Consider the following 23297-nt stretch of genomic DNA (forward strand, 5'->3'; position numbering starts at 1 on the left):
CCATGACAGGGCTCGATCGGAACTCCGTACGAAGAACCGCCGTGCTGGCCGGCGCCGCACTGATCGTCGGCCTGCTCCCGTTGGCGTCGGCGGGGACGGCGGCGGCCGCCGATCCCGACCCCGTCCCGGTCGACCGCTTCGAGGGCGAGGTGCCCTTCGCGAGCCAGCCGGCCGAAGGTCTCTTCACCTGGGGCGGCGACGCCGACGACCCGCCCCGACTGAGCCTGGCCGAGCGGTCCGACGCGCCCGAGGGGGCCAAGGTCCTCGCCGGCGACTACGACATCAGCGGCTATGGCGGCTTCACCCACGACTACGCCGCGGACCAGCCGGGCCACGACTGGTCCGCGCACAAGGGCATCCGCTTCTGGTGGGACGGCCAGAACAACGGCAAGAAGACCGCCTTCGAGATCAAGGACGGCGGCGCGAACGGCGAGGCCTCCGAGCTGTGGACGACCTCCTTCACGGACGACTTCACCGGCTGGAAACAGATCGAGATCCCCTTCGGCGACTTCACCTACCGCACGGACTACCAGCCCGTCGGCGGCATCGACCAGGTGCTCGGCCTGACACAGATGTGGGGCTACGCCGTCACCCTCCCCGTCGGTGCCGCGGGCCGCTTCGCCATGGACGACGTCGAGCTGTACGGCAAGGCCGACCAGTCGCTGCGCGCCTCCGTCACCACCGACGCGGCGGTCTACCCGGTGAAGGAGGGCGGCACCGCGAGCGTCAAGGTCTCCGTCGCCACCACCGGCTCCGCCCCGATCGACGAGCCGGTGACCGTCGCCTACGAGAGCGCCGGCGGCACCGCAGAGTCCGGCAGGGACTACACCCCGGTCAAGGGGGAGATCACCTTCCCGGCGGGCACGGAGTCCGGCGCGAGCCGCACGGTCCGGGTCCCGACCCTGCGCGACCGCACCGGTGAAGCCGCCGAGACGGTCCCGCTCAAGCTCACGGTGACCGGCGCCAAGGCCCCCGCCGAGACCCCGCAGGTCGTCATCGACGCCCACGGACTCCCGTACCTGGACGCGAAGCTCCCCGTGAAGAAGCGGGTCGCCGACCTCCTCTCCCGGATGTCCCTCGCGGAGAAGGCCGGGCAGATGACCCAGGCGGAGCGCGGCGCGATCGGCGCGGGCGGTGACATCGCCGCGTACGACCTCGGATCGCTGCTCTCCGGCGGCGGCTCCACGCCGACCCCCAACACCCCCGCGGCCTGGGCGAAGATGATCGACGGCTACCAGCTCCGGGCGCAGGCCACCCGTTTCCAGATCCCGCTGATCTACGGCGTGGACGCGGTGCACGGCCACAACAACCTCGCCGGCGCGACCGTGATGCCCCACAACATCGGCATCGGCGCCACCCGCGACCCCGCCCTCGCGGAACGGACGGGAGCCGTGACCGCGGCCGAGGTCCGCGCCACCGGCGTCCCGTGGGACTTCGCGCCCTGCCTGTGCGTGACCCGCGACGAACGCTGGGGCCGCTCCTACGAGTCCTTCGGTGAGGACCCGGCGCTCGTCGAGTCCATGGAGACGGTCGTCCAGGGCCTCCAGGGCGACCGCAGCGGCAAGGACCTGAAGGACGACGACAGGGTCCTCGCCACCGCCAAGCACTTCGTCGGCGACGGCGGCACCGCCTACGGCTCCTCCACCACCGGCAGTTACACCGTCGACCAGGGCGTCACCAAGGTCAGCCGCCAGGAGCTGGAGGCCGTGCACCTGGCCCCGTTCCAGGAAGCGGTGGACCGCGGCGTCGGCACGGTCATGCCCTCCTACTCGTCGCTCGACCTCGGCGACGGCCAGGGCCCGGTGAAGATGCACGCCCGCGGCGACATGATCAACGGCGTGCTCAAGGACCGGATGGGCTTCGACGGCTTCGTCATCAGCGACTGGAACGCCATCGACCAGCTCCCGGGCGACTACGCCGCGCACGTCCGCACCTCGGTCAACGCGGGCGTCGACATGATGATGGTCCCCTACAGCTACAAGGAGTTCAGCGCGACCCTGATCGACGAGGCGAAGGCCGGACGGGTCACCGACCGGCGGATCGACGACGCCGTCGCGCGGATCCTCGCGCAGAAGTTCCGCCTCGGCCTCTTCGAGAAGCCGTACGCGGACACCAGCGGAGCCTCCGCGATCGGCTCGACGGCGCACCGCGCGGTGGCCCGGCAGGCGGCGGCGGAGTCCCAGGTCCTGCTCAAGAACGCCGGGTCCGTCCTGCCGCTGAAGAAGTCCCAGAAGGTCTACGTCGCCGGGTCCAACGCCGACGACATCGGCAACCAGACCGGTGGCTGGACCATCACCTGGCAGGGCTCGTCCGGGAACATCACCCCGGGCACGACGATCCTCCAGGGCATGCGCAAGGCGGGCGGCGACATCACGTACTCCAAGGACGCCTCGGCCTCCACCGACGGATACGACGTCGGGGTGGTCGTGGTCGGCGAGACCCCGTACGCCGAGGGCGTGGGTGACGTCGGCAACGGCAACGACCTGGAGCTGACCGCGGCCGACAAGGCCGCCGTCGACAAGGTGTGCGCGGCCATGAAGTGCGCCGTGCTCATCGTGTCGGGCCGCCCGCAGCTCATCGGTGACCGCCTCGGGGACGTCGACGCGCTCGTGGCCTCCTGGCTGCCGGGCACGGAGGGCGACGGCGTCGCCGACGTCCTCTACGGCCGGCGCGCCTTCACCGGACAGCTCCCGGTCACCTGGCCGAAGAGCGAGTCGCAGCTGCCGATCAACGTCGGTGACACGTCGTACGACCCGCAGTTCCCGTACGGGTGGGGTCTGACGACGCTCACGAACGTGCCGGGCGGCGGCACCGCGAGCCTCAGGGCCCTCGCCCTGGTCGCCGCGGCGGCGGAGCGCGCGGGTGCCGACACGGTGGCCCGCACGGCCGTCACCAAGGCCCGTCTGCTGGTCCAGCAGAAGATCGGCACGGCGGTCACGGCGGCCTCCGCGAAACCCTTCGCGGACGCCGACCACCTGCTCCTGACCGGGCACTACGCGGACGCGGTGGCCAAGCTGACGCAGGCGTATCGCGCCGGGTGACACCACGCGTGAAGGCGCCGGCCGGGGCTGGACACCAGCTCCGGCCGGCGCCTTTCGCCGTCCCGGGCCCTCACGGCGCGGTCGCCGGCGCGCGCTGAGCTGCCTGGCCGCCTCGCGGGGAGGGCCTTGACCGGGCGGCACGGACGGCTGGCGCGACGGACCACGGCCGCGGACGCCCGGCACGTGGCGCCCGTCGCACGGGCGTCAGCACCGTCGGGACGTCAGGGCGTCACGGCTTCGCGACCACGGCCCCCGATGCCCGGTTCTGCTCCGGTTCGGGTAGCTTCGAAGACATGAGGGCCGCACCCACCCGAGGGATTCCGGGCCTGTTGGTCGCACTGACACTCGCGGCCCTGGCCATGCTGTCGTTCGCGCCCGGAGCCCACGCGGCCACCAGCGTCTCCACCGTCGCCGCCGCCCTGCGCGAGAGTCCCGTCTACGTGGACCCGGCCGCCGCCGACCAGCTGTCCGCCGCGCAGGCGTCCGCGCTCGCCGAGAAGATCGAGAAGGCGGACAAGCCCGTCCTCGTCGCCGTGCTCCCCGCCGGCTTCCCGACCCAGGACCTCTTCCGGAACCTGCGCACCTCCACGGGTGTCACGGGCCTGTACGCGATCCGGCTCGGCGACCGCTTCGACGCCCGCGCCGACGCCGCGGTGCTGCCCGGCAACGCCGTGCGGAACCTCGTCACGAGCGTCCAGGGAGAGCGGGACGCGAACACCCAGCTGAACGACTTCACGGACAGCGCGCTCGCCAACATCCGGGGATCGGCGCCCGCCGGCTGGAGCGGCGGCGACGACGGGGGAGGCGTCTCCTCCGGCGCGCTGATCGCGGTCGGCGCGGTGCTCGTGATCGGTGGTGCGGGCGCCTACACGGTCGTGCGGCGCAAGCGGCAGCGCCGGGAGGCGGAGCAGCGGGCGGCGCTCGAACGGCTCCGTGTCGTGGTGGACGAGGACATCACCGCCTTCGGCGAGGAGCTGGACCGCCTCGACTTCCACCCCGCCGAGGCGGGCGCCGACGACACCATGCGCGCGGACTACGAGCGCGCCCTCGACGCCTACGAACGGGCGAAGTCGTCCATGGCGGCCGCTCGGCGCCCCGAGGACGTGCGGCCCGTGACCGAGGCGCTGGAGGACGGCCGGTTCTCGCTCGCGGTGCTGGCCGCACGCCGCGAGGGCCGGCCGGTGCCCGAGCGCCGCGCCCCCTGCTTCTTCGACCCCCGGCACGGCCCCTCGGTCGCCGACGCCCGGTGGACTCCGGCCGGCGGCGCCGCGCGCGAGGTCCCGGTGTGCGCGGCGGACCGGGCGCGGCTGGCCGACGGCACCGACCCTGCGGTCCGTGAGGTGGACACGGAGCACGGCCGTCGTCCGTACTGGGACGCGGGCCCGGCGTACGGCCCGTGGGCGGGCGGCTACTTCGGCGGCGGCCTGCTGCCCGGCCTGCTCGTCGGCACCGTGCTCGGCAGCTGGATGGCGAGCCCCGCCTACGCCGCCGACTACGGCTCCGGCTACGGCGACTTCGGCGGCGGCGACGTCTCCGGCGCCGACTACGACTCGGGCGACTTCGGAGGCGGCTTCGGGGACGGCGGAGGCGGTTTCGGGGACGGTGGAGGCGGCGGCGACTTCGGTGGCGGAGGAGACTTCGGCGGGGGCTTCTGACGCCCGCCGCGGGGTGGGACTGCCGGTTGGGACCGCCGGTCCCTACGCGTCCGGCAGCGCCAGCCAGTCGCTCCAGGACAGGTCCCGGCCGATGAACCGGGGCCGGCTGAAGGGCCACGCCTCGGCGATCCACCGCGGGACGAGCAGGTCGAGCTCCCGCTCCAGGTCCGTACCGACGCTGTCGTCCACCACCCACCAGGAGATGTCCGCGTCGGCGCCCGCCTTCTCCGGCGGGTCGATGTAGACGCAGCCGAACTCGGTCGTCCCGGCGGCGTCGAACAGCACGTAGTTGAAGGACTCGTGGGCGGCGATCTCCCGCTCGTGCCGCTCCAGGTCCTTCAGGTTCGCGTCGTACGTCATGGTCGCGGCGGGCCAGCCCCACGCCTCCCCGAAGATCGACCAGAGCCGCTCGCGCGACCCCATGACGGTCGGGTAGTCGACGGCGGCGTCGTCCCCGGTGATGGGCCGCAGATGGCACCCGCCGGGCACCTCGACGCGCGACGGGTGGACGAAATCAGGGGGAAGCCAGCTCATACCCGGAGGCTAACGACCGCGGGGGCAGGGCGCATCGGGTTAATCCCGGGCGCCGTGGACGCGAGGACACCGAGCCGCGGCGCGCGGGCCATCCGGTGTCCCGCAAGCCGGTCGACGCTGCCGTACGCGCCACGGGCGGCGTGCCGCGGGCCCACGTTCCCCTTTGGCCCGTTCCGTCGGGACCGAGGACACGGCAGGCGTCGAGACCTTCGCGGACGTGGCGGCGACGGACGCGTGGCACACCGCCCACGCCGGACTCGGCACCGGTGTCCGGTGAAGGTCGCGAAGAAGAGGGCCGGGCTCGTCTCCGTCGGCGCCGCGGACGTCAACGACGTGGCGCTGTGCCCGGCTGGATCACGGGCCGTCGCAAGGGGTACGACGACGCGTGGTTCCTCCCGCGGATCACGCCGGCGACCGAGGTGAGAGCGGCCCCCGAACGCCGGAGCGCCCGTCCCCCGTCCACGGAGGGACGGGGGTACGGGCGCGCTCGGGTACCGCGTGAACGGACTGCCCGGCCGGTTGATCACCGGCGGGAGCCGGTCGTTCAGTCGGCGTTGCGGATCGCCGAGATGTCGAAGTTCAGCTTGATCTTGTCGGAGACGAGGACGCCACCGGTCTCCAGGGCGGCGTTCCAGGTGATGCCCCACTCGGAGCGCAGGATCTCGGCCTTGCCCTCGAAGCCCACGCGCTCGTTGCCGAAGGGGTCCTTCGCGGCGCCGTTGAACTCCAGGTCGATGCTGATCTCCTTGGTGGTGCCGAGGATCTCCAGGTCACCGGTGATGCGGTAGTCGTCGCCGCCGAGGGCCTCGGCCCTGGTGGAACGGAAGGTCATCGTCGGGAACTCGTCGATCTTGAAGAAGTCGGCGCTCTTCAGGTGACCGTCGCGGTCCGCGGAACCGGTGTCGATGCTCGCCATCTTGATGTCCAGGGTGGCCGTCGACTTGGCCGGGTCGCCGCCGTCCAGGTGCAGGCTGCCCTCGAAGTCCTTGAACGAGCCCTTGACGTTGGTGACCATCGCGTGGCGCGCGACGAAGCCGATCGTCGAGTGCGCCGGGTCGATCGTGTAGTCGCCGGTCAGCGCGGAGAGCTCCGGGCTGACGGGAGTCGTGGCGGAGGCCGGCGACTCGGCGGCGTCGGTGGACTTGCGGCCGAAGATACCCATGACGTGCTCCTTGAGGGGACGGGCCACGGTTCGGTACGGAGCCGTAGCGTTGTTCTGTTGAATCTTCAACGAGGTCAACAGAGGGAACCGTAGACCTATTCCGTTCAAGTTTCAACATCATCCGCAATGTGTCTGTGGCGTCACGTTATGTCATCTACCACCGCCCTCTGGCGAACGCGCGTAGAACTCGGGCACCATCTGCGTGCACCCCCTGCACAGCCGCCCCACAGGAAGCACGGCCGTACGCCGTACGGCCGCCGACGGTCCCCCGCAGGAAAGGTCCCCCCAGATGAAGTTCAGGTCAGCGCTGACCGCCCTCGCGCTCGTCGTCGCCCCCGGTGTCGCCGTCCTCGGCACCTCGACCGACGCCTTCGCCGCCACCAAGATCAGCCACGCCACCGCGACCTCGATGTTCCGCCAGGTCGGTATCACCTGGTCCTCCTCCGGTGGTTGCTCCGACCGCAACAACTCCACCTGTACGTCCTTCGACCAGCTGAACCTGGCCACTGCGCAGGGCGCCCAGACTCTCAAGGGGGCGAGCGGCTGCGCGCTCAACATCACCGGCGGCACCGAGACCGGCCACGCGAGCGGCACCTACTCGCACTGGAACGGCTACAAGCTCGACTACGCCAAGAACACCTGCGTCACCGGCTACATCAAGAACACGTTCACCTACATAGGGCTGCGCGGTGACGGCGCCCCCCAGTACAAGTCCGGCTCCGGCAACATCTACGCCGACGAGGGCAACCACTGGGACGTCCTCTACTACAACTGTGGCGGCTGCTGAGCCCTCGCGCGAGGTGACGCGGACCGCCGTCCGGGGGTCCGCGTCACTCCGGGGATGGCATGTGCTCCTCATGAATGTGAGGTGGCTCTCAGCGGAAGCCTTTGTTCGACCCCTACAAGCAGATGCCCCCCTGAGCAGTCCGATTGCCTGCATGAGGTGGTGGTTCTGTTCAGGGTTACCAGGAAAACGGGCCGGAGACTGTGCAGAGTCGACGGGCCCCTTTCCTTGGTGGACTTCGTATGGTCACTACATGACCGTTTTGGACGAGGCCGGCTCCGCAGGCTCCACGAGCTCCACAGGTGAACCGACGGACGCGCGCGGGCGTGTGGCGGAGCTGCACGCGATCCGTGCCGAGGCTCTGCGCGGACCCAGCGAGAAGGCGACCGAGGCACAGCACGCCAAGGGCAAGCTGACCGCCCGGGAGCGCATCGAGCTGCTGCTGGACGCGGGCTCGTTCCAGGAGGTCGAGCAGCTGCGCCGGCACCGGGCGACCGGATTCGGCCTGGAGGCGAAGAAGCCGTACACGGACGGTGTCATCACCGGCTGGGGCACGGTCGAGGGCCGCACGGTCTTCGTCTACGCCCACGACTTCCGCATCTTCGGCGGCGCCCTCGGCGAGGCGCACGCCACGAAGATCCACAAGATCATGGACATGGCCATCGCGGCCGGTGCGCCGCTGGTCTCCCTGAACGACGGCGCCGGCGCCCGTATCCAGGAGGGCGTCTCCGCGCTCGCCGGCTACGGCGGCATCTTCCAGCGCAACACCAAGGCCTCCGGTGTCATCCCGCAGATCTCGGTGATGCTCGGCCCCTGCGCCGGCGGCGCGGCCTACTCGCCCGCGCTCACGGACTTCGTCTTCATGGTCCGCGAGACCTCGCAGATGTTCATCACCGGCCCGGACGTGGTCAAGGCGGTGACGGGCGAGGAGATCACCCAGAACGGCCTGGGCGGCGCCGACGTCCACGCGGAGACCAGCGGCGTCTGCCACTTCGCGTACGACGACGAGGAGACCTGCATCGCCGAGGTGCGCTACCTCCTGTCGATGCTTCCGCAGAACAACCGCGAGAACCCGCCGCGCGCCGACTCGGACGACCCGTCCGACCGCCGCAGCGAGGTGCTGCTGGACCTGGTCCCGGCCGACGGCAACCGTCCGTACGACATGACCAAGGTCATCGAGGAGCTCGTCGACGACGGCGACTACCTGGAGGTCCACGAGCGCTGGGCCCGCAACATCATCTGCGCGCTGGCCCGTCTCGACGGCCAGGTCGTCGGCATCGTGGCCAACCAGCCGCAGAGCCTCGCGGGAGTCCTCGACATCGAGGCCTCCGAAAAAGCTGCACGCTTTGTCCAGATGTGTGACGCTTTCAATATCCCGATCATCACGTTGCTGGATGTCCCTGGATTCCTTCCGGGTGTCGACCAGGAGCACGGCGGGATCATCCGGCACGGCGCGAAGCTGCTGTACGCGTACTGCAACGCGACGGTGCCGCGGATCTCCCTGATCCTGCGCAAGGCGTACGGAGGCGCCTACATCGTCATGGACAGCCAGTCCATCGGGGCCGACCTCACCTACGCCTGGCCCACGAACGAGATCGCCGTGATGGGCGCCGAGGGCGCCGCCAACGTCATCTTCCGCCGCCAGATCGCCGAGGCCGCCGACCCCGAGGCCATGCGTGTCCGCATGGTCAAGGAGTACAAGGCCGAGCTGATGCACCCCTACTACGCCGCCGAGCGCGGTCTGGTCGACGACGTGATCGACCCCGCCGAGACTCGCGAGGTCCTGATCAGGTCGCTCGCGATGCTCCACACCAAGCACGCGGACCTGCCCTCCCGCAAGCACGGCAACCCCCCGCAGTAACCCTGCGGATCCTCCGCGGTACCGCCGCGGAAACCTCTCTCATGGAGACTGAGACCTATGAGCACCCCTGACATCCGCGTCGAGAAGGGCCACGCCGAGCCCGAGGAGGTCGCCGCCATCACGGCGATCCTGCTGGCCCGTGCCGCCGCCGCTCCCACCGATGCCGCTCCGGCCCACCGTGCCCGCCCGCGGGCCGGCTGGCGCCGCCTGGAGCGCGAGGGCGGCTTCCGCGCCCCGCACAGCTGGCACTGAGCGTCCTGACGACCGGCAGCCCCGCCCCTCCGAACCGGAGGAGCGGGGCTGCGGCGTTCTCCGGCCCCGCCGGCCCGCCGACCGGCCCCGGGTGCCGCCAGGGCCGACGAGGCCGCGCAACGCGCCCTCACGGGCTCCGAGTTCGGATGCCCGCACGGACAACGGCCCCCGCTTCTCCGTGGGGAGAAGCGAGGGCCGTTGCCTCGGAGGTGGGGGAGGGCTAGCGGAGCCGCGCCATGAGGGCGTGCTCCACCAGCGTGATCAGCGCCGACTTGGCGTCCGCGCGGTGGCGGGCGTCCGTCGTGATGATCGGGGTGTCCGGACCGATCTGCAGGGCCTCGCGGACCTCGTCCGGGTTGTACGGCTGGCTGCCGTCGAAGCCGTTGAGGGCGATGACGAACGGCAGGCCGCTGTTCTCGAAGTAGTCGACCGCGGGGAAGCAGTCGGCGAGACGCCGGGTGTCGACCAGGACGATCGCGCCGATGGCGCCGCGCACCAGGTCGTCCCACATGAACCAGAACCGGTCCTGGCCGGGGGTGCCGAACAGGTACAGGATCAGGTCCTGGTCCAGGGTGATGCGGCCGAAGTCCATGGCGACGGTCGTCGTCGTCTTGTCTCCGGTGTGCGTGAGGTCGTCGATGCCCGCGGAAGCGGACGTCATGACGGCCTCGGTGCGCAGCGGGTTGATCTCCGAGACGGCGCCGACGAACGTGGTCTTGCCCACGCCGAAGCCGCCCGCCACCACGATCTTCGCGGACGTGGTGGAGCGGGAAGGCCCTCCGCTAGAGCTTGCGAAGTCCACTGAGCACCCTTTCGAGCAATGTCACGGCTGGCTGGCCGCCGGCGCTCTCGTCGCCGCCCGGCTGATGAATGGCGACCAGGCCCGCTTCCGCCAAGTCGGCGACGAGGATCCTGGCGACACCGAGAGGGATGGTCAGCAGGGCCGAGATCTCGGCCACCGACTTGATCTCCCGGCAGAGGTTGCAGATGCGCTGATGCTCGGGCAACTGGCCCTGCATCTGGTGCGGCTGTGCGGTGGTGTGCACCAGCGCCTCGATGGCGAGCTGGTAGCGGGGCCTGGTGCGGCCGCCCGTCATGGCGTACGGACGCACCAGAGGGTTGGACGCCCCGGTGGGCGACGGCTCGGGCGAGCGCCGCTGCGGCTGCACGGGCTGGATGCGCGGCGCCGCCGGCTGGTCGTACGGAGACGGCCCGGGGCCCTGGGGACCCTGCGGGTACGGCTGCTGACGCCGCTGGCTGGGCGCGGAGGGAAAGTTGTACCGGTTCGGGTTCTGCGAACCGTCGCCCTGGCCGCCCTGCCCCTGGCCGGGGCCGTACGACCAGTTGCCCGAAGACGAACCGCCTGGGGGTGTCACCACTTTCTCCTCCTCCGACTGTGCCGGGAACCCGTCACTGTGGGTCCGCGTCCCGAAACCTTACGGCCACAAGACGCCAATACGCACCGTCTGTCTGTTAGTTGAGAAGGCTGCCCTGGAGCTCCGCACGGAGATCCGGGGTCAGGACCGTGCCCGCACGGTCCACCAGAAGCGCCATCTCGTACCCAATGAGACCGATGTCCGCCTCAGGGTGTGCAAGGACCGCGAGCGACGAACCATCGGAAACGGACATGATGAAGAGGAATCCTCGCTCCATCTCCACAACCGTCTGGTTCACATGACCGCCCTCGAAGATGCGGGACGCGCCCGCGGTCAGCGAGGTCAGACCGGACGCGACGGCGGCCAGCTGGTCGGCGCGGTCACGGGGAAAGCCTTCGGACATGGCCAGAAGGAGTCCGTCGGCGGAGACCACCACCGTGTGCGACACCCCGGGGGTGTTGTCCACGAAATTGGTGATCAACCAGTTCAGGTTCTGTGCCGCCTGGCTCATCGGGCTCACACTAACGCTCCTGGTTGTAGGTGCTGTCAGAGCCGAAGCCCTGACCGTTCGTGTCACTACCTGCATTGCGTCCCCGCTCGACACCCCGGCGCAGGTTGCTCAGCCTGCCCCGGACGTCCTCGGGAGCACGGGAGACCTGGGGGCCGCCCTGGGGGGTCGATTCCGCGGTGCCCTCGACCAGGTTGGCCTTGGGCACCCGCCGGGGCAGACCGGACGAGGTGACCCCGCCGGCCTTCGGCTTCTTCAGCTGCTCGGCGCGCTGCCACCGGTCGTCGTTGGACGAGCGCCAGTCGTCGCCCTTGCCGTCGGGAGCGGGCGGGGCCTGCTCCTTCTGGCGGTTCGCGGGGCTCTGGCCGTTGCCGTTGACGTTGCCGCCGGCGGTGGATCCGCGGCGGGGCAGTCCGGCGTCGGTCATCGCGTGGGCGGCCGAGGGAGCCGGTCCCGGACGACTGAAGCCTACGCGGTCCTGCTCGGTGGCGTCAGCGGCCTGCGGTGATTCCGCTTGCGGAGCGTACTCGGAGCGGTAGCCGCCCTGGTACGCGTCCTGCTGCGGCCAGTCGTCCTGGTAGGACGGCTCTTCGAAGCCCGAATGCGTCTCCGGCGCGGAACCGCGCGCTCCGGCGTGCTCCTCCTGGACGGCCTCCGGATAGGAGGCCTCCGGGTAGCCGCCGGTGGACGGGAAGTACGCCTCGTCGTACGCAGCGCGCTGCGGCTCCTCGTACGACGTCTGCTGGTCGTACGTCGTCTGCTGCTCCTCGTGCACACCCTGGGCGCCGTCGTACGCCGGAGCGCCGTTGTAGGGCGGCTGTCCGTTGTCGTAGGGCTGCCGGGTGTCGAAGCCCTCGGTGTACCCCTGCGGGCCCTCGATGGCTTCCATGCCCTGCGCCTGTGCCTCCAGGGCCGCCCGGCGCTCCTCGCGCATCAGGGAGCGGCCCACCGGGTCGAGGTCGCGGATGTCGTCCGGGACCTCGTAGCGGCTGTCGTCGAAGCCGAGGTCCGCCGCGGTGAGCAGCGGCTGCTGGCCCCCGAAGTTCTCGCCCGGGAAGGACGGCTGCTGCTGTTCCGGGATGATCTGGGAGACGGTGAACTCGTCGCGCATCGGCTGCTCGCCGCCACCACCGTGGGTGATGGCGTCGGGGAGCATGACCAGCGAGGTGGTGCCGGCCTGCTCGCCCGAGGGGCGGAGCTGGACGCGGATGCCGTGCCGGTCGGACAGCCGGCCGACCACGAACAGGCCCATGCGCTGGGAGATCGCGGCGTCCACGGTCGGCGGGTTGGCCAGCTTGTGGTTGATGTCCGCGAAGTCCTCGGCGGTGAGGCCGATGCCCTTGTCGTGGATCTCGACCATGATGCGGCCGTCCGGGAGACGGGTCGCGGTGACACGCACCTTGGTCTGCGGGGAGGAGAACGTGGTGGCGTTCTCCAGGAGCTCGGCGAGCAGGTGCACGAGGTCGGTCACGGCGCGGCCGTGGATCTCGGCCTCCGGGACACCCGAGAGCTCGATGCGCTCGTACTGCTCCACCTCGGAGGAGGCGGCGCGCAGCACGTCCACCAGCGGGACCGGCTGGTCCCAGCGGCGGCCGGGCTCCTCGCCGGCGAGGACCAGGAGGTTCTCGCCGTTGCGGCGCATACGGGTCGCGAGGTGGTCCAGGCGGAAGAGGCTCTCCAGCTGGTCCGGGTCGGCCTCGTTGTTCTCCAGCTCGGTGATCAGGGTCAGCTGGCCCTCGATCAGCGACTGGTTGCGCCGCGACAGGTTGGTGAAGATCGCGTTGATGTTGCCGCGCAGGAGGGCCTGCTCGGCGGCCAGTCGGACCGCCTCGCGGTGGACCTGGTCGAAGGCGCGGGCGACCTCGCCGATCTCGTCCGTGGTGGTGATCGGGATCGGCTGGACGCGGGTGTCGACGCGGCCGGGGTCGGTGCGCGAGAGCTGGTCGACCAGCATCGGCAGACGCTGCTCGGCGACGTTGAAGGCCGCGTTGCGCAGCTGGCGCATCGAGCGGCTCATCTGGCGGGCCACCATGCCGGCCAGGATGAACGCGGCGAGCAGGGCGATCACGACGGCCGCGCCGGTGATGATGGCGTCGGTCTTGGCGCTGGCGGAGATGTCCGCCGCCTCGGCCACGGCCTTGTCGGAGAGGTCCGACTCGATCTGGCGGTAGGCGTTGTACTTGGCGGTGTTGACCGCCCACCAGTTCTGCGCGGTGATGCCCTTGACCGCCAGGGCGGCGCGGTCGGCCGGCAGCGTGGACGCGAGCTGCGCGAGCTGCGTGACCATCTCGGTCGGGTCGGACGGCGGCTTCACGTAGTTCGGGTCGGCGGCCGCGGCCTGCTTCCCCTGCTCGGTCAGTTCCGCCTTGATCTTCGCCTGGGCGGCGGAGAGCTTGTCCGCGTCGGCCTGGGTGCCACCGCCGAGGTACTCCTCGACGGCGATGCCCTCGAGGTAGGCGTACGAGGAGAGGGCGACGCGCTGGCTGGCGAGACTGCTCACGCCCGGGCCCGGCTGGACCAGCATGTGCATACCGATGGACCGCTCCAGCGACAGGGCCGCCTTGGAGAGGGAGATCGCGTAGACCGTACGGCCGTAGCTGGTGATGTTTCCGGTGCCCAGACCGAGTTCGTTGGCGAACTCCATCAGCGGGTGCTGGATCTGGAGGTAGCCCTCCTCGGTCTTCACCCCGGGGAGCTTGGAGGTGTACGCGACCTTCCGCAGGGAGTCCAGACCGGGCTCGACCTTGCGGAAGATGGCGAGACGCCGCTCCAGACCGGCCGTCTTCGGCATGTTCTGGGCTGCCGCGTCGAAGGCGTCGGCCGCGGTGTCGGTGTCCTTGCGGACGGCCGCGACGGCCGCCTTGTCCTTGGCGCTGGCCTGGCTGCCCTGGAGCAGCGGGGCCGCGCTGACGTCACGCTCGACGAACAGCTTGTCGCCGTAGTTCAGCGCCGCCTGCACCAGACGCGCCGTCTTCTCGGCGTCCTGGGCCTGCTGCCAGGTGTCGATCGAGCTCCGTACCTGGAAGCCGCCCATGACAAGGCCGACCACCACGGGTATGAGCAGGATCGCGTTCAGCCTGGCCGGCACTCGCCAGTTGCGCGGGGAGAAACGGCCGCCGCTCGGCGCGGGGGCCGGGACGGGCTCCGGGCCAGGCATGTGTGCGGGCGCCGCTCCGCGCGGCGGCGGGGTGAAGTTGCCCCGTGCCGACGGCTCGGGACCGTTCGTGCTTCGCCTCACTCGACCAACAACCTCTCGGCGTCGGCACCTACGTTGTGCCGCGGTATCTCCAGCGCCCGTGACTTAGCTACTGGGCAGTTCAGCGCATTCCAGCACGTCAGGGAGCGCCCTTCCAAACACTCGGAACCTGTGATTCCGGGTGGCACAGGCCTCAGATAAAACGGTCATAAAGAGCGAGCCCCGCCAAAAGGCGGGGCTTTCGTGAGCGCAGCGGTACCGGGTGACCGCGAACCGTGTCGGAGCCGGTGGAATTCTCTGTCGAAACGTTATGAACACTGTGGCCGACCGTGTCAAACGACACAGCCGGCTCCAGTTCGTCTACGACAACTTCCCTATGGACCTGTCGACTTGGCTGCTACCGCAGCCGAGCCATCAGAGCGTGCTCGACCAGCGTGATGAGAGCGCTCTTCGCATCCGCACGGTGCCGGGCGTCCGTCGTGATGATCGGAGCGTCCGGACCGATCTGCAGGGCCTCGCGCACTTCCTCGGGGTTGTACGGCTGGTGTCCGTCGAAGCCGTTGAGGGCGATGACGAACGGCAGGCCGCTGTTCTCGAAGTAGTCGACCGCGGGGAAGCAGTCGGCGAGACGCCGGGTGTCGACCAGGACCACCGCGCCGATGGCGCCGCGGACCAGGTCGTCCCACATGAACCAGAACCGGTCCTGACCCGGGGTACCGAACAGGTACAGGATCAGGTCCTGGTCCAGGGTGATGCGGCCGAAGTCCATGGCCACCGTGGTGGTGGTCTTGTCCCCGGTGTGGGTGAGGTCGTCGATGCCCGCGGAAGCGGACGTCATGACGGCCTCGGTGCGCAGCGGGTTGATCTCGGAGACGGCACCCACGAACGTGGTCTTGCCGACACCGAAGCCACCCGCCACGACGATCTTCGCGGAGGTGGTCGCCCGGCCTCCGTCAGAGCTTGCGAAGTCCACTGAGCACCCTTTCGAGCAAAGTCACGTCCGGCGCGCCGCCGTTGTTCTCATCGCCGCCAGGCTGGTGAATGGCGACCAGTCCGGCCTCCGCGAGGTCCGCGACGAGGATCCTGGCCACACCGAGAGGCATGGACAGGAGCGCCGAGACCTCGGCCACCGACTTCACTTCCCGGCACAGGTGGCAGATGCGCTGGTGTTCGGGGAGCAGCCCCATCAGCTGCGCCGGGTCGGCCGTGGTGCTGATCAGCGCCTCTATGGCGAGTTGGTACCGCGGCCGGGTCCGGCCGCCGGTCATCGCGTACGGACGTACCAGCGGCTGGTCGCCCTCGTCCCCGTACGGCTCAGCGTACGGATCATGAGAGGCGGTGGGCGGGGTCATGAATCCTCCGGGCGGGACAGCAGGTCGGTCAGTCGTGCCGTCTGTTGAGGCCGGTGGGGGGATTGTGGCGGCCGGACGGTGATTTCGTGCGGTGTCTGGATCCGGGGGCGGTCAGTGAAGCAGACTGCCTTGTAGTTCGGCACGCAGGTCCGGCGTGAGGACAGCGCCCGCACGGTCGACGAGCAGTGCCATCTCGTAGCCGACGAGACCGATGTCGCACTCCGGGTGGGAGAGGACCGCGAGGGACGATCCGTCCGAGACGGACATCAGGAAGAGGAAGCCGCGCTCCATCTCCACGACCGTCTGGGCCACCGTCCCGCCCTCGAAGATCCGGGATGCCCCGGCGGTCAGCGAGGTCAGTCCGGAGGCGACGGCCGCCAGTTGGTCCGCGCGGTCGCGGGGGAAGCCTTCGGACATGGCCAGAAGGAGTCCGTCGGCGGACACGACGACGGTGTGGGACACCCCAGGGGTGTTGTCCACGAAGTTGGTGATCAACCAGTTGAGGTTCTGTGCCGCCTGGCTCATCGGGCTCAACTAACGCTCCTGCTGGTGAGTGGGGCTGGGGAAGCTGCCGGTCTGGCCGTTGGGAGCGGCCTGTCGACCTTGCTGAATGCCCCTACGGAGGTTGGTCAGCCGGCCGCGTACGTCATCAGGCGCACGGGAGACCTGCGGACCGCTTTGGTGCTGTTGCTGCTGTGCCGTGCCCGCGACGAGGTTGGCGCGCGGGACGCGGCGCGGCAGGCCGGAGGTGGTGACCCCGCCCGCCGACGGTTGACGGACGCGCTCTGCCTGCCGGACGAGATCGTCGTTCGGAGAGCTGCGCCACGAAGCAGAGGCCGGCGCGGCGGCGGGCCGCTGCTGCGGCGCCGAGGAACCCTGCGGCTGCTGGGGGGCAACCTGTGCGGATCCCTGGGAACCGTTGGTCTGGTGAGCGCCGTCCGCACCGGCACCGTTCGCCTGACCGTGGAACCAGTTGGTCTCCAGGGTGTCGAACAGCGGCGTGCGGCCGTCACCGGGGCCCGCGGGCGGAAGCGCCTCGGGCTCCTGCGGACGGACGGGCGGCTGCGGGGCCGCCGGCCGCTCGAACTGTCCGGTGGACGACGAGTCCTGCCGGTTGCCGTAGCCGGGTGCGGCGAACTGCCCGGTGGACGCGGGGTCCTGGGAGGCTCCGTAACCGGGGCGGGCGAACTGGCCGGTGGACGAAGGGTCCTGGGAGGCGCCGTAGCCCTGCGGGGCGAACTGCCCCGTGGAGGCCGGGTTCTGGCCGACGGGCGAGACGCCACCGGAGCCGTACACGTCCGGGCGGTTGTACTGCCCGGTGTTCTGGCCTCCGTTGACCTGGCCGTTGCCGCCCTGGCCGTTGACGTTCTGGCCGCCGTTGCCCGGGCCGCCGTTGTTGAGACCGGTGTACTGCGGAGCACCGGCGCCGGGGCGCGGGGCGTCGAAGTCGGGGCGGGCGAACTCCGAGGTGGACGCGGGGCCCTGGTGGTCCTCGATCCGCGGCATGCGGGAGGTGGCCTCGGGGTCCTCGTGGCCGCGCGGGGCGTCGAGGGAAGCGCGCGGCACGGGCGGCTGCGCGTTGTCGTCGCTCCAACTCGGCGTACGGGAAGCGTTGTTGCCGCCGGGCAGTTCGGCGCGAGCGCCACCGCGACCCGGAAGCTGCGGCCGGCGACGGCTGCCCTTGCCGGCCTGCGGAGGCTGCGGGGCCTGCGGCGGCGTGGCGGCGGGGGCGCTGTCGCCGAAGCCGTTCTGCTGCCGGGCACCGGAGCCGTTGGAGGCGCCGAACGCGTTCTGCCGGCCACCGGAGGTGTCACCGAAGGCGTTCGCGGAGCCCGGACCGTCGCCGAAGCCCTGCTGGTTGCCGTTGCCTGCCTGGAGACCCTGCGGGGCGCCCTGCGCGTTCTGCCCGAAGACACCCGCGCCGGCACCGGCCGGAGCCGGCCTGTTCTGCTGTCCGGCACCCGGTCCCTGGGGACCGCGCGCACCACCGGGAGCACCGGGGAAACCGCCCTGGTTGCTGCCGGGCAGCGCGGCCCGCGGACCCTGGCCGGCGCCGACCTGTCCGCGCTGCGGCGGGGCGCCGAGGGAGCCGCCGGCGGCCGCGGGGGCACCGGCGCCGAGCGAGGGACCGCCCTGCGAGCCGTTGCCGCGACGGGCCGCGGCCAGTCCGGCCGAGGCCTGCGCGGCGGCGGGTCCGCCACCCTGCATGCCCTGGCCGGGCTTGCCCGGAACGGGCTTCTTGCCGCCCTGGGCGACGTCGACGGGCAGCATGACCAGCGCGGTCGTACCACCGGAGTCGGACGGACGCAGCTGGATGCGGATGCCGTGGCGCTGCGACAGACGGCCGACCACGAAGAGGCCCATGCGGCGGGAGACGGAGACGTCCACGGTGGGCGGTGCGGCGAGCCGCTCGTTGATCGCGGCCAGGTCCTCGGGGGACAGGCCGATACCGGTGTCGTGGATCTCGATCAGCACCCGGCCGTCGGGCAGGGCGTGACCGGTGACCTTGACCTTGGTCTGCGGCGAGGAGAACGAGGTGGCGTTCTCCAGAAGCTCGGCGAGCAGGTGCACGAGGTCGTTGACCACGCGGCCGGCCACTTCGGTGGTCGGCACGGAGGCCAGCTCGATGCGCTCGTACTGCTCCACCTCGGAGGCGGCGGCGCGGAGCACGTCGACCAGCGGGACCGGGCGGGTCCAGCGGCGGCCGGGCTCTTCACCGGCGAGGACGAGGAGGTTCTCGCCGTTACGGCGCATGCGGGTCGCGAGGTGGTCGAGCTTGAACAGCGAGGAGAGCTGGTCGGGGTCGGCCTCACGCGACTCCAGCTCGGATATGAGCGAGAGCTGGCGCTGGATGAGGCCCTGCGAGCGACGCGAGAGGTTGGTGAACATCGCGTTGACGTTGCCTCGCAGGAGGGCCTGCTCGGCGGCGAGGCGGACGGCCTCGCGGTGCACGTCGTCGAAGGCCGCGGCGACCTGGCCGATCTCGTCCCGGGAGTGCACACCGACGGACTCGACGGAGGTGTCGACGTCCTGCGGGTCCGACTCCGAGAGCTGCTTGACCAGCTCGGGCAGACGGTCCTGGGCGACCCGGGTCGCGGTGTCCTGCAGGCGGCGCAGCGAGCGGATCATGGACCGGGCCACCACGAAGGCGCCGACGAGCGAGACACCGAGCACGAGCAGGATCAGCGCACCCGAGATGATCGCTTCGCTCTCGGACTCGTTGCGCAGCTGACGGGCCTTCTGCTCCATCTCGCCGAGCAGCGTGGTCTCGATCGTCGACATCTTGTCGATCTTGGCGGTGTCGTCGTCGACCCAGTCCTTGTAGGACCGCTTGGCCTGCGTCTTCAGACCGTCGGGGCCCGCGAGGACACGCCGGGCGTAGGTGTCGGCCTGTTCGATGGTGGGGTTGCTGCCCTCGATGGGCTTCAGGAGCTCCGCGTAACCGTTGCCGTAGATGCTCTTGAAACTCGTGAGTTCCGAAGCCTGGCTCTGCTGAGCGGAGAGCGCGTACTGCTGGTCGTTCTTGGAGAGGACTCCGAAGGTCTTCGGCTGCTCCGGCAGCGCGGCGGCGATGACGGCCCGCTGGACGGAGGCGTACTCCTTGGCGGAGGAGAAGGCCGACAGCGCGCGGGTCCGCTGGATCATCTCCGGGTTGCTGGTCGCCTCGGCCATGTCCTGCGAGAGCGCGAGGAGCTGGGTGACCAGGCGGTGGTACGCCTCGACGGTCTGGGTGGCGTTGTCCGTGTCGTTGTACGCCCCGTTGCGGATGTCGGCGAGCTTGTTCAGCTCGCCCGCGACGCCGACGAGGCTGTCGCGGACACCGGAGAGCTGGCCCTTGGCCGTCGCGTCCTCGATGTCCTGCGTGCCCTCGAGGAAGTGCTGTTTCGCGACGTCCGTCGCGTCACGCACACCCTTGACCGTGTAGTCGCTGGACGTGGCGCCGTGTGCCAGCGGGCCGGCCGAGAGGTCGCGTTCCTTCTGGAGCGCGACGGAGAGCTCGGTCGCCTGCTTGGTCATCTCGGTCAGCAGCTTCATGTTGTCGAGCTGCTGGATGTCGTCCATCGACTGGTTGATGCGCAGCGCGCCCAGCGAGGTCGCGGCGACCACGGGGAGCGCGAGCAGTGAGACCAGTCGCGTCGAGATGCGCCAGTTGCGCAGGGCGACGCGCGGGCCGGGGCCCGGGTTGCTCGGCGGCGTGGCGGCCGTCGTGGTGGTGGGAGCCTTGGGCTTCGCGCCGGAGCGAGCGGACTGATCACCGCTGCCGCCGACCTCTGCCGGTCCCGGGTTCTGGGCGTGCTGGGGCGAGGAACCGCGGTCGGTCCCGCCGCGCGGCTCCGGCTCCGCCGAAGCGCTGCCATCCCTCTTGAAACGTCCCTGCACTAGCGTCGCAACCTCTGGACCAGGCGCCCCTCCGCGCGAACGGCGGGACGGTGTCGGCGTCGTACAAAGGCGCAGATGCGCCTCATGGTGTGGTCGTGAGTGACCGGCGCAGGCTCCCCTTTCCCGCCGCCACTCGGCGCTGCGTTGCGCCCCTGCGCGCCGGTTCGTATCCCGCGGCGGTCCGTGGAATTCCAGCACAGTGCAGGATCTCCAACAAGGGCCGAGTACCAGGCTGTGACCTCCGTGACAGCTTGTGAGGGCCGCGTCACGAGATGTGCAAAGCGATCTCGTACATACCGGGCGTATGCCCACGAGCCGTTGACCAGCGCCCCCTGTCCCAGTCGCCATGATCAGGAGCGGAATGACTGCTTCAGTGGAGCAATGTCCGTTTGGTCGCCCGGAGTTGGGGGTCTCAATTGACCGCTTTGCCCCCGGGTGAGTGAGCAAACTCACACTGCGATCATGGCGTCTTCACGGCTTCGCCCGGGAATTGCATGTTTAGCCTGACGCTTTACAGGGATGGCGAATCCGACAACCCGCGCCTATACGGGGCTCTTCGCCCCCGGCGCCCAGGACGACGAGGTCGAGTACAACGGTGAAGACGACGATGATGTTCCGCAACATTGCCAACCCGCGACGCACCACGCTGGCGCACCTCGACGACGCCGGCGCCCTCGGGACCGCGGAACTGCCGGAGCACTCGCTCGACCTCCCGGGCCAGACCGCCAACCCCCGCCGCACCGTCCTCATGGAGGTCCCGGTCTCCGCGACCGCCGCCGAGTGAACCGGCCGGCGGCCACGGCCACCGCCCCGGCGGGCATACGCGAAGTCCGCACCCCTTGCCGCGTTAGCCTGGAGCGTCAGACTCCAGCCAGCTCAGTGAGGGGCGCAAGGATCCCGTGCGCATCGCCAGATTCTCCATCGACGGCAACGTCGCTTTCGGCGCGGTCGAGGGCGACAAGCCGGACGAGTTCGTCCTCGACATCATCAAGGGCATCCCGTTCGCGGACTTCGAGCTCTCCGGTACGAAGGTCCCGCTGAACAAGGTGCGCCTGCTGCCGCCGGTGCTCCCCAACAAGGTCGTGGCCTTCGGCCGCAACTACGCGGAGCACGCCAGGGAACTCGGCAACGAGGTGCCGGACGCCCCGTTCGCCTTCTTCAAGCCGTCGACCTCGGTGATCGGCTCCGGCGACCCGATCCAGTACCCCTCCTTCACCAGCGACCTCCACCATGAGGCGGAGCTCGCCGTGGTGATCGGCCGCATGTGCCGTGAGGTCCCGCGCGAGCGCGTCAAGGACGTCATCCTCGGCTACACCTGCGCCAACGACATCACCGCGCGCGACGTCCAGAAGCGCGAGAAGCAGTGGGCGCGGGCCAAGGGCTTCGACAGCTCCTGCCCGCTCGGCCCCTGGGTGGAGACGGACGTGGACCCCGCCGACCTCACCATCCAGTGCACGGTCAACGGCCAGCAGCGACAGCTCGGCCGCACCAGCGAGATGATCCACTCCGTCGAGGACCTGATCGTCAACATCACCGAGGCCATGACGCTGCTCCCGGGAGACGTCATCCTCACCGGCACCCCGGCCGGGGTCGGCCCCCTGAACGTCGGCGACGAGGTCGCCGTCACCATCGAAGGCATCGGCACTCTCACCAACAAGGTGATCAAGCGTGGCTAACGTCCGTGTACGTTTCTGTCCCTCCCCGACCGGCAACCCCCACGTCGGGCTGGTCCGCACCGCCCTGTTCAACTGGGCGTTCGCCCGGCACAACGAGGGCACCCTGGTCTTCCGCATCGAGGACACCGACGCGGCCCGCGACTCCGAGGAGTCGTACGACCAGCTCCTCGACTCGATGCGCTGGCTCGGCTTCGACTGGGACGAGGGCCCGGAGATCGGCGGCCCGCACGCGCCGTACCGCCAGTCGCAGCGCATGGACATCTACCAGGACGTCGCCGCCAAGCTGCTGGAGGCGGGACACGCCTACCCCTGCTACTGCTCGACCGAGGAGCTGGACGCCCGCCGCGACGCCGCCCGCGCCGCCGGCAGGCCCTCCGGCTACGACGGCCACTGCCGCGACCTCTCCGCCGAGCAGAAGGCCGCCTACGAGGCCGAGGGCCGCAAGCCCATCGTCCGCTTCCGGATGCCCGACGAGGCGATCACCTTCGACGACCTGGTGCGCGGCGAGATCACGTACCTCCCGGAGAACGTCCCGGACTTCGGCATCGTCCGGGCCAACGGCGCGCCGCTGTACACGCTGGTCAACCCGGTCGACGACGCGCTGATGGAGATCACCCACGTCCTGCGCGGCGAGGACCTGCTCTCCTCCACCCCCCGGCAGATCGCCCTCTACAAGGCGCTGACCGAGCTGGGCATCGCCAAGAGCACCCCGGCCTTCGGCCACCTCCCCTACGTCATGGGGGAGGGCAACAAGAAGCTCTCCAAGCGCGACCCGGAGTCCTCGCTCAACCTCTACCGGGAGCGCGGGTTCCTCCCCGAGGGCCTGCTGAACTACCTCTCCCTGCTGGGCTGGTCGCTCGCGGCCGACCGCGACATCTTCTCCATCGAGGAGATGGTCGCCGCGTTCGACGTCACGGACGTGAACCCGAACCCGGCGCGCTTCGACCTGAAGAAGTGCGAGGCGATCAACGCCGACCACATCCGCCTGCTCGACGTGAAGGACTTCACCGAGCGCTGCGCGCCCTGGCTGCGTGCGCCGTTCGCGCCCTGGGCGCCGGAGGACTTCGACGACGCCAAGTGGCAGGCGATCGCCCCGCACGCCCAGTCGCGGATGAAGGTCCTCTCCGAGATCACGGACAACGTCGACTTCCTGTTCCTGCCGGAGCCGGTCTTCGACGAGGCCTCCTGGACGAAGGCCATGAAGGAGGGCAGCGACGCCCTGCTCCGCACGGCCCGCGAGAAGCTCGACGCCGCCGACTGGTCGTCCCCGGAGTCCCTCAAGGAGGCCGTCCTGGCCGCCGGTGAGGAGCACGGCCTCAAGCTCGGCAAGGCGCAGGCCCCGGTCCGCGTCGCCGTCACCGGCCGCACGGTCGGCCTGCCGCTCTTCGAGTCCCTGGAGATCCTGGGCAAGGAGACGACGCTGGCCCGCGTCGACGCCGCGCTGGCACGGCTCGCCGCATAGCCGCAGAGCGGAGCGCAGGGGGCGGTGTCCGTTTCGGGCGCCGCCCCCTGCGCCGTGC

18 protein-coding genes are annotated in these 23297 nt (G+C 70.4%); 8 read left to right on the top strand and 10 right to left on the bottom strand.

The window, feature by feature from the left end; translation table 11 throughout:
* Positions 1-2 precede the first annotated feature (2 nt).
* The gene (locus B0675_RS16610) at positions 3-3041 is read left to right on the top strand and encodes a glycoside hydrolase family 3 N-terminal domain-containing protein (RefSeq protein ID WP_081219603.1); all 3039 of its coding nucleotides are present in this window, start codon (positions 3-5) and stop codon (positions 3039-3041) included.
* 293 nt (positions 3042-3334) lie between these two features.
* Positions 3335-4696 (top strand): hypothetical protein, encoded by a 1362-nt coding sequence (locus B0675_RS16615; RefSeq protein WP_081219604.1) that lies wholly within the window; start codon positions 3335-3337, stop codon positions 4694-4696.
* Positions 4697-4738: 42 nt separating this feature from the next.
* On the opposite strand, the gene B0675_RS16620 is transcribed toward B0675_RS16615, so the two are convergent.
* Both B0675_RS16620 and B0675_RS16625 read right to left on the bottom strand, forming a co-directional pair.
* Complete coding sequence (locus B0675_RS16620; RefSeq protein ID WP_081219605.1) at positions 4739-5230, bottom strand: GNAT family N-acetyltransferase; 492 nt, start codon at positions 5228-5230, stop codon at positions 4739-4741.
* A 544-nt stretch (positions 5231-5774) separates the two neighbouring features.
* On the bottom strand, positions 5775-6392 hold the full coding sequence (locus tag B0675_RS16625) for a YceI family protein (RefSeq protein ID WP_081219606.1): 618 nt from the start codon (positions 6390-6392) through the stop codon (positions 5775-5777).
* Between the two features lie 289 nt (positions 6393-6681).
* Here B0675_RS16625 and B0675_RS16630 point away from each other — a divergent pair, with 289 nt between their 5' ends.
* The 3 genes from B0675_RS16630 to B0675_RS16640 all read left to right on the top strand — a co-directional run bounded on the left by B0675_RS16630 (position 6682) and on the right by B0675_RS16640 (position 9289).
* Complete coding sequence (locus tag B0675_RS16630) at positions 6682-7179, top strand: hypothetical protein (protein WP_081219607.1); 498 nt, start codon at positions 6682-6684, stop codon at positions 7177-7179.
* Between the two features lie 250 nt (positions 7180-7429).
* Complete coding sequence (locus tag B0675_RS16635) at positions 7430-9037, top strand: acyl-CoA carboxylase subunit beta (protein WP_081219608.1); 1608 nt, start codon at positions 7430-7432, stop codon at positions 9035-9037.
* Between the two features lie 57 nt (positions 9038-9094).
* Positions 9095-9289 (top strand): acyl-CoA carboxylase subunit epsilon, encoded by a 195-nt coding sequence (locus B0675_RS16640; protein ID WP_081219609.1) that lies wholly within the window; start codon positions 9095-9097, stop codon positions 9287-9289.
* Positions 9290-9509: 220 nt separating this feature from the next.
* Here B0675_RS16640 and B0675_RS16645 read toward each other — a convergent pair whose 3' ends face one another.
* The 8 genes from B0675_RS16645 to B0675_RS16680 all read right to left on the bottom strand — a co-directional run bounded on the left by B0675_RS16645 (position 9510) and on the right by B0675_RS16680 (position 20101).
* On the bottom strand, positions 9510-10091 hold the full coding sequence (locus B0675_RS16645; RefSeq protein ID WP_006375305.1) for an ATP/GTP-binding protein: 582 nt from the start codon (positions 10089-10091) through the stop codon (positions 9510-9512).
* A complete protein-coding gene (locus tag B0675_RS16650; protein WP_081219610.1) occupies positions 10072-10668 on the bottom strand; it encodes a DUF742 domain-containing protein in 597 nt (198 codons plus the stop codon). The genes B0675_RS16645 and B0675_RS16650 overlap by 20 nt, the downstream gene beginning before the upstream one ends.
* 94 nt (positions 10669-10762) lie before the next feature.
* Positions 10763-11176 carry a roadblock/LC7 domain-containing protein gene (locus tag B0675_RS16655; RefSeq protein WP_054219305.1) on the bottom strand — a complete coding sequence of 138 codons (414 nt, stop codon included), beginning with the start codon at positions 11174-11176 and terminating at the stop codon, positions 10763-10765.
* 10 nt (positions 11177-11186) lie between these two features.
* Positions 11187-14411 carry a nitrate- and nitrite sensing domain-containing protein gene (locus B0675_RS16660; RefSeq protein WP_081219611.1) on the bottom strand — a complete coding sequence of 1075 codons (3225 nt, stop codon included), beginning with the start codon at positions 14409-14411 and terminating at the stop codon, positions 11187-11189.
* 355 nt (positions 14412-14766) lie between these two features.
* A complete protein-coding gene (locus B0675_RS16665; protein ID WP_028802395.1) occupies positions 14767-15342 on the bottom strand; it encodes an ATP/GTP-binding protein in 576 nt (191 codons plus the stop codon).
* Positions 15323-15721, bottom strand: a complete 399-nt coding sequence (locus B0675_RS16670) for a DUF742 domain-containing protein (RefSeq protein ID WP_059131717.1) — start codon at positions 15719-15721, stop codon at positions 15323-15325. The genes B0675_RS16665 and B0675_RS16670 overlap by 20 nt, the downstream gene beginning before the upstream one ends.
* Before the next feature lie 111 nt (positions 15722-15832).
* Positions 15833-16246, bottom strand: a complete 414-nt coding sequence (locus B0675_RS16675; RefSeq protein ID WP_010984127.1) for a roadblock/LC7 domain-containing protein — start codon at positions 16244-16246, stop codon at positions 15833-15835.
* Between the two features lie 9 nt (positions 16247-16255).
* Positions 16256-20101: a nitrate- and nitrite sensing domain-containing protein gene (locus B0675_RS16680; RefSeq protein ID WP_081219612.1), complete on the bottom strand. Its 3846-nt coding sequence runs from the start codon at positions 20099-20101 to the stop codon at positions 16256-16258.
* Between the two features lie 595 nt (positions 20102-20696).
* Between B0675_RS16680 and B0675_RS16685 the strand changes: the two genes are divergently transcribed.
* The 3 genes from B0675_RS16685 (at position 20697) to gltX (ending at position 23239) form a co-directional block, all read left to right on the top strand.
* Positions 20697-20885 carry a hypothetical protein gene (locus tag B0675_RS16685; protein ID WP_081219613.1) on the top strand — a complete coding sequence of 63 codons (189 nt, stop codon included), beginning with the start codon at positions 20697-20699 and terminating at the stop codon, positions 20883-20885.
* A gap of 115 nt (positions 20886-21000) precedes the next feature.
* The gene (locus B0675_RS16690) at positions 21001-21777 is read left to right on the top strand and encodes a fumarylacetoacetate hydrolase family protein (RefSeq protein WP_081219614.1); all 777 of its coding nucleotides are present in this window, start codon (positions 21001-21003) and stop codon (positions 21775-21777) included.
* Entirely contained in the window at positions 21770-23239 is a 1470-nt protein-coding gene (gene gltX / locus B0675_RS16695; protein WP_081219615.1) for a glutamate--tRNA ligase, read from the top strand. Before B0675_RS16690 ends, gltX begins: the two co-directional genes overlap by 8 nt.
* Positions 23240-23297 lie beyond the last annotated feature (58 nt).

Origin of the sequence: Streptomyces sp. M41(2017) (assembly GCF_002078175.1) — a bacterium.
GTDB lineage: Bacteria > Actinomycetota > Actinomycetes > Streptomycetales > Streptomycetaceae > Streptomyces.